14 protein-coding genes are annotated in these 13,686 nt (G+C 55.9%); 11 read left to right on the plus strand and 3 right to left on the minus strand.

What is annotated here, in order from left to right; genetic code table 11:
- Positions 1-48: 48 nt before the first annotated feature.
- Positions 49-1,797: an ATP-binding cassette domain-containing protein gene (locus tag HY788_10975; GenBank protein MBI4774683.1), complete on the plus strand. Its 1,749-nt coding sequence runs from the start codon at positions 49-51 to the stop codon at positions 1,795-1,797.
- A gap of 12 nt (positions 1,798-1,809) precedes the next feature.
- On the opposite strand, the gene HY788_10980 is transcribed toward HY788_10975, so the two are convergent.
- Positions 1,810-2,226 (minus strand): hypothetical protein, encoded by a 417-nt coding sequence (locus tag HY788_10980; GenBank protein MBI4774684.1) that lies wholly within the window; start codon positions 2,224-2,226, stop codon positions 1,810-1,812.
- Positions 2,227-2,398: 172 nt separating this feature from the next.
- Positions 2,399-2,641, minus strand: a complete 243-nt coding sequence (locus HY788_10985; protein ID MBI4774685.1) for a hypothetical protein — start codon at positions 2,639-2,641, stop codon at positions 2,399-2,401.
- Between the two features lie 342 nt (positions 2,642-2,983).
- Between HY788_10985 and HY788_10990 the strand changes: the two genes are divergently transcribed.
- From HY788_10990 to HY788_11000, 3 genes are all read left to right on the plus strand, one after another.
- Positions 2,984-3,487 (plus strand): maleylpyruvate isomerase, encoded by a 504-nt coding sequence (locus tag HY788_10990; GenBank protein MBI4774686.1) that lies wholly within the window; start codon positions 2,984-2,986, stop codon positions 3,485-3,487.
- 43 nt (positions 3,488-3,530) lie between these two features.
- Complete coding sequence (locus tag HY788_10995) at positions 3,531-4,010, plus strand: VOC family protein (protein ID MBI4774687.1); 480 nt, start codon at positions 3,531-3,533, stop codon at positions 4,008-4,010.
- Positions 4,011-4,375: 365 nt separating this feature from the next.
- On the plus strand, positions 4,376-6,148 hold the full coding sequence (locus tag HY788_11000) for an SLC13 family permease (protein ID MBI4774688.1): 1,773 nt from the start codon (positions 4,376-4,378) through the stop codon (positions 6,146-6,148).
- A gap of 31 nt (positions 6,149-6,179) precedes the next feature.
- Here the strand turns inward: HY788_11000 and HY788_11005 are convergent, their stop codons facing one another.
- Positions 6,180-6,530, minus strand: coding sequence for a DMT family protein (locus tag HY788_11005; protein MBI4774689.1), 351 nt, complete (start codon positions 6,528-6,530; stop codon positions 6,180-6,182).
- A gap of 395 nt (positions 6,531-6,925) precedes the next feature.
- On the opposite strand from HY788_11005, the gene HY788_11010 reads away from it, so the two are divergent.
- From HY788_11010 to HY788_11040, 7 genes are all read left to right on the plus strand, one after another.
- Positions 6,926-7,609 (plus strand): hemerythrin domain-containing protein, encoded by a 684-nt coding sequence (locus HY788_11010; GenBank protein MBI4774690.1) that lies wholly within the window; start codon positions 6,926-6,928, stop codon positions 7,607-7,609.
- A 47-nt stretch (positions 7,610-7,656) separates the two neighbouring features.
- A complete protein-coding gene (locus HY788_11015) occupies positions 7,657-8,328 on the plus strand; it encodes a phosphatase PAP2 family protein (protein MBI4774691.1) in 672 nt (223 codons plus the stop codon).
- A gap of 13 nt (positions 8,329-8,341) precedes the next feature.
- Positions 8,342-9,835: a hypothetical protein gene (locus tag HY788_11020; protein ID MBI4774692.1), complete on the plus strand. Its 1,494-nt coding sequence runs from the start codon at positions 8,342-8,344 to the stop codon at positions 9,833-9,835.
- A gap of 197 nt (positions 9,836-10,032) precedes the next feature.
- Entirely contained in the window at positions 10,033-11,172 is a 1,140-nt protein-coding gene (chrA, locus tag HY788_11025; GenBank protein ID MBI4774693.1) for a chromate efflux transporter, read from the plus strand.
- Positions 11,173-11,368: 196 nt separating this feature from the next.
- Positions 11,369-12,064: a hypothetical protein gene (locus HY788_11030; GenBank protein ID MBI4774694.1), complete on the plus strand. Its 696-nt coding sequence runs from the start codon at positions 11,369-11,371 to the stop codon at positions 12,062-12,064.
- 84 nt (positions 12,065-12,148) lie between these two features.
- Positions 12,149-12,652, plus strand: coding sequence for a periplasmic heavy metal sensor (locus tag HY788_11035; protein MBI4774695.1), 504 nt, complete (start codon positions 12,149-12,151; stop codon positions 12,650-12,652).
- Positions 12,653-12,899: 247 nt separating this feature from the next.
- The gene (locus HY788_11040; protein ID MBI4774696.1) at positions 12,900-13,517 is read left to right on the plus strand and encodes a cytochrome c; all 618 of its coding nucleotides are present in this window, start codon (positions 12,900-12,902) and stop codon (positions 13,515-13,517) included.
- Positions 13,518-13,686: the final 169 nt, after the last annotated feature.

Raw genomic sequence — 13,686 nt, forward strand, 5'->3', positions numbered from 1 at the left:
CCCCTTCGGGGGCCCGCCCCGGCTGAGCCTCTTTTCAGCGCGCGCGGGCTGTGCTACCGATATCCGGATGAGACCCCGGCCCTGTCCGGCGTCGAACTGAATATTGCGGCCGGCGATCGGATCGCTTTGGTCGGCCAGAACGGTTCCGGCAAGACCACACTGATCAAACAGCTCTGTGGACTCTTGTCACCCACGGTCGGGGAAGTGTTCTACAAGGGGAAGCGGCTCGCCGGCGAGCATCTGGACCGCAGCAGGCTCGAGATCGGTCTGCTCTTTCAGGACCCGGACGACCAGCTTTTCGGTCACACTTTGTTGGAAGACGCCGCCTTCGGCCCCCGGTATCAGGGCTTGTCCTTGGAGGATTCGCAGCGGGCGGCCCGGAGGGCGATCGATCGCGTAGGCCTGACGGACAAGGCGTACAAAGCGCCCCACAATCTCAGTTTCGGACAAAAAAAACGAGCCGCTCTGGCCGGCCTCCTCGCCATGGAACCGGAAGTACTGCTCCTCGACGAACCCAACGCCAACCTGGATCCTCGCCAGGAGCAGGTCTTTTTGGACCTGCTCAACAATTTCTCCGGCACACTGATTTGCACCAGCCACGACCTGATCTTTCTCTATGAATTGTGCGACCGGGCCGTGGTGCTGGATGGGGGCCGCATCCAGCACGACTACTCCATGCGCGAACTGGTCTCCCAACGGTCGGCCTTGCGGATGCACGGTCTCGATTTCTCTTTTCGCCTGGCGGTCACGGCAGAGACCAACGATCCGACGGCCTCGACGACGAACCGGGCTTCACCCAAGGCAGCATCCTCTCCCTCCGCACCGGAAGACAGCCCGCTGGTATGCTTGCGCGACTATCGCTACGCCTATCCGGACGGCACACAGGCTCTGTGCGGCATCGACCTATCCATACAGGAAGGCGAACGGATTTCCATGGTGGGAGAGAACGGCGCAGGCAAGACCACGCTGTTGTCCTGTTTGCTGGGCCTTCATCAGGGGCGCGGAGCATTCTTTTTCGAGGGTCGGCCGGTGACCCGTCGCAGCCGCAGGTCCCTGTGGCGGCAAGTCGGTATGGTGTTCCAGGATTGCGCGGACCAGCTCTTCTGCCCAAGCGTGGAGGAAGAAATCACGTTCGGATTGAAGCAGCTCGGCCATTCTCGGGCCGAATCGCGCAAGCGGGTTGAAAAGGCCCTGGAAATGGTGCATCTCGAGGGTTTCGAAGAGCGTGTCCCCTTGCATCTATCCGGAGGTGAACGCAAACGTCTCGCGCTGGCCTGCGTGCTCGCCATGGAACCCCGGTTGCTCATACTCGACGAACCCACGGCCGGCCTCGATCCCCGTGGAGAAGAGCTGTTGCTGGCGATCCTGCGCGACCTTGACGTGACCCTTTTGCTGGTCAGCCACGACATGTTCTTCGTCAAAGAACTGACCCGCCGGACAGTGGTGATGCATGAGGGGCGGATTTTGGAGGATATGCCCATCCAGGCTTTTCTGCAGCATAAACGGCTTGGCAATCTCAACGGCCTATCTTACGTGCACCGCCAACGCAACAGCACGGCTATCCGCCAACTCCAGCATGAGCACGAGCACAGCCACCTGCATCATCACCTGCACGCGCACCCGCACCGGCATGAAGAGGTCGAGCATGAACACTTGCACGACCACGTCCACGACCACACCCATCGCTTCGTACACAGCCATCCCGAGGAAAAGCAAGACCACGATCATGCGGCCCGCCGCTACCATGAACACGGTCATCAGGACCACGAGGTCGAAGATCACGACCACGAACACTAGGCCACTGAATGGTCACTTTTGAGTGCTCGAGCCCGACCGCTTTTGCGCCACGGCCGAAGAGGCTTGTCGGGCCGTGTTTCCCTTTCCGGCGCGTCCTGCGATTTTTACCCCGGCCAGCCCGACCGCGCCCAGCAGGACCGCGCAGATCGGTGAAAACAGGAAAATCAGGCCGGCGGTGGACGATTCCGTCCGTGTACCGCCCCAGTCGAAGAGCCAAGCGGCATGTATTAAAACGATGACGAGCGTCACGACGGCGGCAAATACGACGGCGCTCCATGAGAGGCGCCCTATGCCGGGGGATCGAAAAATCGCCAGCCCGGCCAATGCCAACGGCGACAGGTTCCACAGCGCTATCCAGTGGAGTCCTTCGGCGTAGACCACCAACAGCACGGCGCCGGCAAGAAATATGACACCAACGACCCGAATCATGGGCGGCTCGCCGCCTGGCGTTGTTGCTCGGCCCACATCAGAATGCCACGCCGACCCTGCCTGGCCGGGTCGATCGAGCGACCCGGCTCCGGGATTCCATCGCCGGGCAGCGTGACGTCCACGAGGAAGGCCGGAATCGAGCGGAGCCGTGCCCGGGCGTGGCTTGTCATCGTCACACCCAACCCGAAAGGAAGTTCATCGCCGAGTCCAGGCTCGCGGCCACCGCTTCACGCGGTGACATCCCCTTGCGAAGGTGGTGAATGAATACCGGCACACCGATGAAGAGCAGGAAGACTCCCTCGAACACGAGGAACACGGTCCCCGAACCAGACCAGTCCTTGATCCAGGGGTTGAAGACTGCGACCAACGCCGCGGCATTCGCCAGCAGTACGACCAGGAAGATGCCCTGTCTCATACACTTTCACTCCATTGTTCGCGGAGGCGCGTCCATACGAAGAGGATCGCCACGACCGGTGTTAAAAACGCACAGAACCTAGGCGCCTTGGGGGAATAGTTTCTCTAATTACTTCAACGTATGCAGCGCATGAGATTATAGTGCCAAAATACATGATTCACCCCATTTTTTTTCTTCAGTTTTAAAACTAAATTCTTTCAGTTTCCTTCCGCCATGTTCGGTCGGACGATTCCTTCCTATCGCACTTGTCAAAACGCCCATATCGTCTTCCGGAAAGGAACCCGTCAGGTTTGAAACAGACAACCATACATGAGCAACAACCGAGAAAGGAGGCCGTCAGACATGGCCACTTCCAACGGAACCCAACTGGCTAAAAGAATTCGAAAAAGGATGGAAGAACTGAAAAACGTATGCGAAGGGGTTGATGAGACCACGGCTTCCCGCGCTCCCGAGGGACGATGGTCTCCCAAAGAAGTCCTGTCGCATCTTTGGGGGCCCGAAGGCTCCGGCCACCTGCCGATCCTTCGGGCTTTTTTGGTGAAGGAGACTCCCACGGTAGACATCGATCCCGAGAATCCCTTTTTCTCTGAGAAGCGCGCCCGGATGACTTTTGCGCAGCTGTTCTCGGAAGTCGTAAAGGAGTACGATGGCATCTCCAAGTTCGCGGAGGGCTTATCCGAGGCGCAGCTCGACCGGAAGGCTCGTGTTCCCAAGCTTAAAGACTCGCCGTTGGGAGAATATCCGACACTGGAAAGCATGGTCGGCGGTTTGGGAACGTTTCACCTTCAATTTCACATCGATCGGATGCGCGAGATTTTACAGGGTCTGGGCGTACCGGCGAAGTGAAAGAGCAGCAGGTCTCTCAGCGCTCACTTTGAAAGGAAAGGCTATGCAAAAGTTCACCCCGTGTTTGTGGTTCGATAGTAACGCCGAGGAGGCAGTGAGGTTTTATACCTCCATTTTCGAAAACTCAAAAATTACAGGCATTGCCCCTTATGGAGAAGCAGGAGCGAAGGCCTCCGGCAGACCGAAGGGAACGGCGATGACCGTGGGGTTCCGGCTCGAAGGCCAGGAGTTCCTGGCGCTGAACGGCGGACCTGTGTTTACGTTCTCGCCGGCCATCTCGTTCATCGTGAACTGCGAGACACAGGAAGAGGTGGACGATTTGTGGGGAAAGCTCTCCGAGGGCGGAGAGACGGAACAGTGCGGTTGGCTCAGGGACAAGTACGGCGTGTCCTGGCAGATTGTTCCCAGAGTTCTGGGAGAGATGATGCAAAACAAGGACCCAAGAAAATCTGAAAAAGTCATGGAAGCCCTGGTTCAAATGAACAAAATCGACATAAGGACTCTGGAGAAGGCGTATGAGTAAGCTTAGCCCATCCCGGACGTGAAAAGAAACGATCTTGTTTTTCGGAACATCCATGATAGAGACCAGGCGATCTGCGATGAAGGGGACGTGCCGGACATAAAGGAAGGCTCTGATAACCACACAGGAATTAAGCCAAGCATAATATATGCTTATTGGTAATACTTAAAGCAAATAGGCAAGTTTGAAGGAATAGAGTTGAGACGCCTTCTTCCAATTCATTATTGCGTCTCCCTGGTCGCGCTATGGATGGACATTGATTATCACGAGTTCTAAATTCTGCCGTATCTGATTGCTTAGACACTGTGCTATCATGGCAATGGTGAAAATACCTATTATGACCGAAAATCGGAGTCCCTGCCAAGTCAATGGGTCCTGATGCGATTTTCACATTGATCGTTGTGGTTCTGCTGTTTGTCGCCTTGATCAAAAATCTAGGCCCGCCCGACTTTCTCTTTCTTGGCGCCACGGCGCTCTTTTCCTTGACGGGCATTGTTTCACCGAGCGAAGCCTTCGCCGGGTTTTCCAACCCCGGCATGTTGACCGTGGGTATGCTGTTCGTTGTGGCCGCCGGCTTAAAGGAGACCGGGGTACTGGATTTCATCGGGCTCCACGTCTTTGGCGGCGTTCAAAATGAAGGGCGTGCTTTGTTGCGTTTGGCCGTGGTGGCGGTCCCGTTGTCGGCCTTTCTCAACAACACGCCCATTGTGGCCATGTTCGTGCCCTTGGTGCTGGCATGGTGCCGGCAACACCACGTTTCTCCCTCCAAGCTGATGATGCCCCTCTCCTTTATGACGATCCTCGGCGGCACGTGCACGCTGATCGGGACCTCCACTAATCTCATTGTAAACGGCCTGATGGTGGACAACGGCCTAAAAGGGATGCATCTGTTCGAAATCGGAATGGTCGGTTTGCCTTACACCATTGTCGGCATGGCCTACCTCTTTTTTGTCAGCCGGCATTGGTTGCCGGATCGAAAGGATCTTCTGGACCGGCTTGGCGAAACCAATCGGGAGTACGTCATCCATATGCGCGTCGAGCCGGAATGCCGACTGGTGGGGCAGTCCGTTGGGAACAGCGGCCTGACCCATTTTGTGGGTTTGAGAATGTTAGGAATCCAACGCACTGACGCGACCAGGCTCATCACACCCGAAGAGATCATTGAAGCAAACGACCTGTTGGTGTTTCAGGGTGTTGTGGGCAGCATCGTCGAAATCGAGAAGATTCCCGGCCTTGTTCCAGTGGGTGACGCCGCCTACGTCTCCTCGTCCAAGGAGCAGCGCGAGAAAAGACTATGCGAAGCCGTCCTTTCCGACACTTCTCCCTTCATAGGCAAAACGATTCAAGAATCCGCTTGTCAGGACTGTTGTGACTCGGCTGTGATCGCCTTGCATCGCCAAGGTACACGCCTCGAGAAAAACATAGAACGTGTCAGGCTGAAAGCGGGCGATACCTTGCTCCTACAGACCGGTCCTGACTTCATTCGCTCCTTTCGCAACGACCCTTCTTTTTTTCTCGTCAGCGATGTCAAGGAATGGCGCCCTCTGAGACGCGACAAGGCATGGATCGCCGGCCTCCTCTTCTTCGTTTTGATTATGCTGTTGGCCACCGGCTATTTGGCTCCGCTTATCTCGGCCGCACTGGTTGCCGTACTCATGGTGGGTGCGCGATGCATATCCGCCGGCGATGCACGGCGCAGCATAGACTGGCAGGTTCTCATCACCATCGCTTCGGCTTTCGGGGTCGGCAACGCCCTGCATAACTCGGGTGCGGCGTCCGCCATCGCCTCCGCCCTCGTCAGGACGACCGACGGCTTGGGACCGGTTGCGGCCCTGGCCGTTATATACCTGACGGGTTCGGTTTTGACGTCGTTGATCACCAACAACGCCGCGGCCGTGCTGATGTTCCCTTTATGTATTGAGGCGGCCCATCTTTTTTCGGTCAGTCCGCGGCCGTTCTTGATGGCGCTCACCCTGGCCGCCTCAGCCAGTTTCATGACCCCCATCGGCTACCAGACCAATCTGATGGTCTATGGGCCCGGAGGTTATCTGTTTTCTGATTTTCTGAGGATCGGAGCGCCTCTGAATGCGCTCATGTGGGCTGTCGCGGTGTTGCTGATTCCACTCATCTGGTCGTTTTAGGAGTCTTGTTAAGAATGAGCGGGCAGCAGCCTCATTGAACCACGGAGACGTGCCGGAACATGAAGAAGGCCGCCCCGGCCAGGCAGAGGCTTGCCCACAGGTAGTCCCAGGTCAGTTGCTGCTTCATGTAGAACACGCAGAATCCCGCGAATACCACCATGGTCACGACTTCCTGGATGACCTTGAGCTGTGGGAGGGTGAAAAAAGCGCTTCCCATGCGGTTGGCCGGGACCTGAAGGCAATACTCGAAAAAAGCCACGCACCAGCTGATGATAATGGCCACCAGGATCGGTTTGGCTCTCAAATCCTTCAGATGGCCGTACCACGCATAAGTCATGAACACATTGGACAGAACCAGCATAAAAACCGGCGTAAGACGCATGTAAGCACCTCACGTTAACAGCATTTGACCCATCAACAAGACCCCGAGGGGGATTACCCCACGGGGTCTTGCACAACATCGGCGCCGCCTGATCGGCGGACGTTTTTGGCTACTCAACCGTCACTCTCCTAATAGCCATTCTCCGTCGGGCCGTCAATCCCAACGTTGCCTGCGGCCGCGACAAGAGGAAGATCATGCGGGAAGGAATGGCATCTGGCCGCCTTTGCCGGCAACATGAAGACGCAGAGACGTTCTGAACCCTTGGATCGCAACAACGGACGTCATCGCGGGCTTCTATTTTCTTGAAATACACGATAGACCCTATTCACTCAATAACGATGGTCACGTAAGATTCATCAAGATCGTCGGACAAGGAGGTCTTTATGCCGTCGAATATGCCAAAAACGCGCCGCGGTTTTCTGACCCTTGCAGGCGCCGCATTGATGGTTGCGGGGCTTCCCGCTATTGCGCCTGTCGCTGCGAAAGAGGAATTACAGGAAACAGAGATCAGTCCTGCGGAAGACCTGATGCGGGAGCATGGGATTCTACGTCGCCTGCTCCTTATCTATGATGAGGTGCTCCGACGCATGGACAAGAATACGGAAACACCCGCTGAAGTCATCTCCGGTTCAGCCGGGATCGTCCGCCGGTTCATTGAAAACTATCATGAAAAGCTCGAAGAAGAAGAGGTCTTTCCCCGCTTCAATAAAGCAGGGAGGCTCACCGGTCTCGTGAAGGTGCTCTATGGTCAGCACCAGGCGGGACGCCGTCTTACGGATGAGATCTTGCGCACCTCAAGTGCTTCCGCCCTTGGTATCGGCCAGCCACGACACGAACTGGTCGAATCGCTCGAGCGGTTCATCCGTATGTACCGTCCCCATGCGGCTCGTGAAGATACCGTTCTTTTCCCTTCTTTCAGGACGATTCTCACCGCCAAGGAGTACGATCAATTGGGTGAAAAGTTCGAGGACAAGGAAATGGAGCTTTTCGGGAAGGGCGGATTTGAGAAGATCGTGGAGGAAGTCGCCGAATTGGAGAGAAAACTGGGCGTGTACGATCTTGCGCAATTCACCCCTTAAGGGGATTGATTAAGAAAAGGATCGGGCTTTTCTGGATTTCCTGGATTTTGCCTCGACTCTTACACTTTTTCCATTTGTGGAGGAAAATTATAGACCTGGAAGAAAAGGCATGGATAGGCCTGATTGCAGTGACCGTCCTTCTTATCGTTGGGGCAAGGTATTTGCCGTACTTCCCCGGTGACCTGGCGGTGGCTCGCTTCGTTCAATGGATTACGCCCGCATCCACGGGGTGGGCGGAGTGGATTTCCTCAACAGCCAAATTCCCTTTGAACCTCGTTCTGCTTACACTTACAATCGGTTTTTCCTGGTGGCTTGCCGGCCGGCATGCCGCCTTGCTTGCCATGGTCAGTTTTGCCGGGATGTGGGTCCTTGGGATAGGGCTTGGCCCTTTGCTTGCCAGACCGCGTCCATCGCCCGATCTTATCCATGTGGCCGGGAACCTCTCCGGATATTCCTTTCCGTCCATTTTTGGCCTGACTTACGCGTCGACCATCGGATACCTTGGTTTGCTGTTGACAAGAAAAGCTTCTGGGATACTGCGAAGAACCGCCGTCATTGCCTGTGGTCTCTCGTTGCTCGTCGGATGGGCGGCTCGAATCGCTTTAGGGGCTCATTGGCCCAGTGATGTCATCATGTCTTACCTGATCGGGTTTCTTTGGGCCTATTTCCTTATCCGCTTCGTCTATCGCAAATTCGCGGGGAACGCTCGTATTCCATAAAGGACAATGCAGCATGAAAAGAAAGCGGTTCCACCGAACGGCCTGCGTGGCTTTCTGGGGAGTTGCCATGATTTGCTGTTGGCTTCCCTTTTCGGATGTTCCGGCCTTTGCTCAAGGTTCGGAGCAGGATCTAAGAGAGCGTATCGAGCAACTGGAGAAGATGATGCTGGAACAGAGGCGCATCATGGATGCCTACGAGGAAGAGCTGAGAAGCGTGAAGGAAGAACTGAACAGACAAGCCGCGACGATGGATGAGAAGGTGAAAGCAGCCGCGAAAAAGCCTGAATATCAGGAGTACTTGCGTGAAATCATGCAAAGCATTCGCCTCACCGAAAAAGTGGAGACCCCCGAGGAAAAGAGGCTCAGAACGCTGTATGACGAGGGGTTTTATCTCGAAGGCGTCGATGACCAGCTTCGCATCGGAGGCTGGCTGCAGGCGGACTCGAGGTGGTTTCTCGATGGCGATCACCCCGAAAAGGATACTTTTCTCGTCCGGAGGGCCCGGTTGGATATCCGAGGCGTTCTGGAAAACCACTGGGGCTATCGATTGTATGGAACCCTTATAGGAGAACGTAATGGAATCCTCCAGGAAGGATGGCTTGAATACCGGAAATATGGCGGACTTCGCATCCGGGCCGGGCAGGTCCTGGAGCCTTTCAGCCTCGAGGCCGTTTACTCGGCTCGGTGGACCGACTTTATAGAGCGGGCGATGATCGTCAATGCGCTGTCTCCTCAGGAAGATATCGGAATCATGGCCTTCGGCAAAGTGTATCAGGATCAACTGGTCTGGGCCTTGGGTTTTTTCAACGGCCAGGGCCGCAACGAGGACGCCGTTGTGGACGACAAGGACGTTACGCTCCGCCTTGTGTATTCCCCCTTTCTTCATTCAACTTCCCTGAGCTGGCTTAACAATTTATATGTCGGAGGTTCCTTTAGCACGGGCAATAACGAACGGGATCTGTCGGGAACGGAATTCTCCACGCAGGCCTTCACACCCTTTTTCGACTTTGAGCCGGGCGTCACACAGGACGACAGGCTCACCCGTTGGGGTCTCGAAGCGGAATACCTTTACGGCCCGTTCAATTTAAAGACGGAGTATCTCTCCGGTCATTTTGAAACGGTTGGAAACGGTAACGAGTTCGCGGACCTCGATGTGAACGGGTTCTACCTGAATTTGGGATACATATTGACCGGGGAGAATGCGCCGCGTGACCTTCCCATCCATCCTCGATCCGTGTTCGATCCCTCCGAGGGGGGATGGGGCGCTTGGCAGTTGATGGGCCGATACCAGATCCTCACGACCGACGAAGAACTGCTCGATCTGGGACTGGCCACGGGGACCGACCGGGCCCAATCGGCTACCGTCGGTCTAAACTGGTTTCCTAACAGACATATTCGATTCCAGTTCAACTATGACCACGCATGGTTCCAAGACGAAATCACTGTTCAGGGGGTGTCACTGGACAGCGAAGACACCTTCACCACAAGGTTTTTGTACGACTTCTGATTCCCCGGAGCGGATGACGCGATCAAGCTCCAGCCTCTTTCAACGGAACCGAAACGCTCAGCCGGACCAAGAAAATCAAATCGGCGACTTGTTTGGCCTATCGTCGAAAGCCATTCGTTCAATCCAAAAGGCGTCAAGCCCTTACAAGGCGAGGTTCAGCCGTATGCTGACGTTGGTCTTTTTGAGGCAGGAGTATCATGAAACAAGTCTTGCCTGAGACACTTTCCGAAGTCGCGGCCCTGTTTCTCAAGCTCGGCCTGACAGGGTTCGGCGGACCGGCAGCTCACATCGCCATGATGCACGACGAAACCGTGAAGCGGCGTAAGTGGCTGAGCGATCAAGAATTTCTTGATCTTGTGGGGGCCACGAATCTGATCCCCGGTCCCAATTCCACGGAAATGGCGATTCATATCGGTTTCTTGCGTGCACGATGGCTTGGGTTGATTATCGGCGGACTGTGCTTCATCACGCCGGCCATGCTTATCGTGCTGTTGCTGGCATGGGTCTACATGCGCTTTGGTTCCACACCGCAAGCCGAATGGTTGCTGTACGGAATAAAGCCCGTGGTCATTGCAATCATTGTTCAAGCCCTTTGGAGCCTCGGGAAAACAGCCGTCAAAGGCCTGCTTACTGCGACGATCGGAGTCATTGTTATCGTTCTGAACTTTGTGGGCATCAATGAAATCGCCCTGCTGTTCGCCGGTGGATTGACAGTGATGTTGGTCATGAATTATCGGCGTTTAAGAAGACAGGGATTGGTGGCGCTTATTGTTCCAATTAGCGGAGTCGGCGTGTTGACCCGGGTTGCCATTCCCTTAAATCTGCCTCACTTGTTCCTTACTTTTCTCAAGATCGGATCGGTCCTATATGGAAGCGGGTATGTTCTACTTGCTTTTCTCCGTGCCGATTTCGTTGTACGCTTTGGTTGGCTCACTGACCAGCAGTTGATTGACGCCGTCGCCATCGGACAAGTAACTCCCGGCCCGATCTTCACAACGGCCACATTCGTTGGTTACGTCCTTGGCGGCATACCGGGGGCGCTCCTCGCAACACTCGCCATTTTCCTGCCTTCGTTCGTGTTCGTCGCCGTTTCCAACCCTCTGATTCCTTGCATGCGTAAGTCGCCGTGGGTTGGCAGCTTGGTGGACGGCGTGAATGTGGCTTCGCTGGGTTTGATGGCGGCTTTGACCTGGCAACTGACCAGAACTTCGATTGTTGACCCTCTCACTGTTACAACGGGGCTTCTTTCCGCACTGCTCCTCATCCGGTATCAGGTGAGCTCCACGTGGCTTGTCCTCGGTGGGGCCTGCGTGGGGTTGTCAAGGGCGCTATTCTGAAATCTCGGAAAATGCTGCGGCGCATGGTCCGACCGAGCCAAATAGACCTATCCCCGAGCCGCGAAAGCGGCGTATGGGATACTGGAATACAAAATCCGGCAAAATACAGGATCGAGGGTATGGAACAGAAGATGGAACGGGTATTGGATGGGAGCACAGGTACGGCTTCAAAAAAACAACACCAAAGGAGGATGCCATGAATAGAAATCTAGTGGTAGGCTTGTTGGTTGCGGCGGTCTTCTTGGGAACTTCTGCTCTGATGGGGATCCAACCATGCAAGGCTGTGGAAGAGCACCATGAACCCGGCGCCAAAGCAACGGCGCCGGGTGCATCCGAGTCCACGGGTATGATGAAGGGTCCTGCTACAGGCGGCGGCCCGGGGATGATGGGCATGATGGGCCAACCCGAGGAAGAAGACGACCAAGGCATGACGGGCATGACGGGCATGATGGACATGATGGATGACGACATGATGCGCATGATGATGTCGCACATGATGGGCGGACCCGGCGGCATGGGAAAGATGATGGGGCAAATGGGCTCCCTCAGGAGAGGTCATCGCAGGGGCATGGCTCCTATGGCTCGGGTGTTGGACAATTTGAATCTGACGCCGGAGCAATGGGACCAGGTGCGTGGCCTGGCAAGGAAGCGACTGGAGAAGATGGTGGACCTGTGGGCTCAGCGGATGAAGCTGAAGATTGAACTGGCCGGCCTGCGCTGGGATAAAGAAATAGATCCCCAGAAAGTTAAGGATCTGTTCGTTAAGAAAGGGGAAGTTAAGGCCGAGATGTTTCTGTCGAATCTGGAGTACTGGCGAGAGTTGAAAAAAATCCTCACTCCGGACCAGCTCGAGAAGCTGGAAGCTCTCAAAGGATCTGACCTGCCGCTATAGAGCTCGAGGGGATCATAAGCCGATGTCACATTACAGATCCGTGGGCCTCGATCACGGCTGAGGAACATCGGAAACAGGAGGTTGATGATGAGAAACGCGTTGTTGGTCTGTCTGGCCGTGCTGGTATTCGTGGCGACGCCGGTGTGGGCGGATGAAGACCGATCGTCGTCGCCCCGGCAGCCCGGCTCTGCGGAACACGGATATGAAGACATGGGACCTGGAATGTTGGGTCGCGGTCAGGAAGGAGATCGCGGTGTGGGCGGCCATGGTCGCGATTTGACGGGCCCCGACGAACAAGGGTGGCGGGGCATGAGCCCTGAACATCGTGAGCAGTGGCGGAAGAAGCGCTCGCAATTTATGCAGGACACCTTGCCCATGCGGCAGGAGTTGAGGTCCAAGCGGATGGAACTGGAGACGCTGTGGGACCAGCCGAACCCCGATCGGGAAAAAGTCAAGGCTCTGTCGGACCGGATAAACGAGCTGCGCCTCAATTTGCAGCAAAAGCACGATGAATATCTGATGTCGTGCCGCCGGGAGTTTGGAGACCGCGGCTGGGCTTGTCCCACCGGGGTCTGGCTGGGGTACTGAGCGCCGTCGAGCCCCGCATCGATGATGCGGGGCTTGGTCTGCAAGTGAGAAACATCCAAAGAAGAAGTGGAAAGATACAAAGGACACATGGAAAGCCGGGCGGTTCTTTTCAGGTTGGGACGAGAAAGCGGTGACTTGCCGTCGGACAGACCGCGCTGGACGCGGATTCGACGTACATACCGCACGGCCTGGAGGAACTGCGGCCGCGCAGCGTGATCTTCAAGGGTTTTCATACGGGAGGGGAACCGTGAAATACATTTCGACCGTTGTCATCGTTTTAGCTCTCATGGGACTGGGAGCCATCATATATGCCTGGTCGGGCGCCTACAACATCGCTGCGACGGAGCCTCATTGGGACATGACGGCATCCTTTATCGAACTCCTGCGGGATCGCTCCATAGCTGTGCATAGCAGCGATATCCAGGCCCCGAATCTGGATGATCCAAAGCTCAAGGAAGTCGGAGTTCTTCACTACCACGAGATGTGCCGTCTTTGCCATGGAGCCCCGGGATACCGGCGTGAGGAGTTTGCGGAAGGTCTCTATCCTTCGCCGCCGAGCATGACCTCCGGAAGCCTTCAGAGTGAGCTCGGCAAGGCTGAAATCTACTGGATCGTCCGTCACGGCGTCAAACTGACGGGTATGCCCGCTTTCGGGCCAACCCACACGGAGGAGCAATTGTGGGGCCTCGTGGCCTTCGTAGAAGACGTACCCCGGACAGCCCCCGAACAATACCGGCAAATGGTCATGAAGGAAGGCGGGATGGGGCCGGGACACGGACACGGGGAGACGAGCGAAGAAGAAACTCAGGTTCACGGTCACTCTGAACCGTCAGATCATGGGAAAGCGGAAGAACAGCGTCAATAGAACAGCCGACCGTGCAAGCAGTAATCGGTGCTGCAAGACACGTGTGTCCGGCGAAGTCCGGACGTCGATCGAGAGAAAGCCCTGGCTGGGCGGACGAGGGCCAATACCGGCCGACCGAGGCATAAACAACTTCGTTGCGATTTCCACAAAGTGGCTGACAAGGTCGTTC

This window comes from Deltaproteobacteria bacterium, assembly GCA_016208165.1.
GTDB lineage: Bacteria > Desulfobacterota > Desulfarculia > JACQYL01 > JACQYL01 > JACQYL01.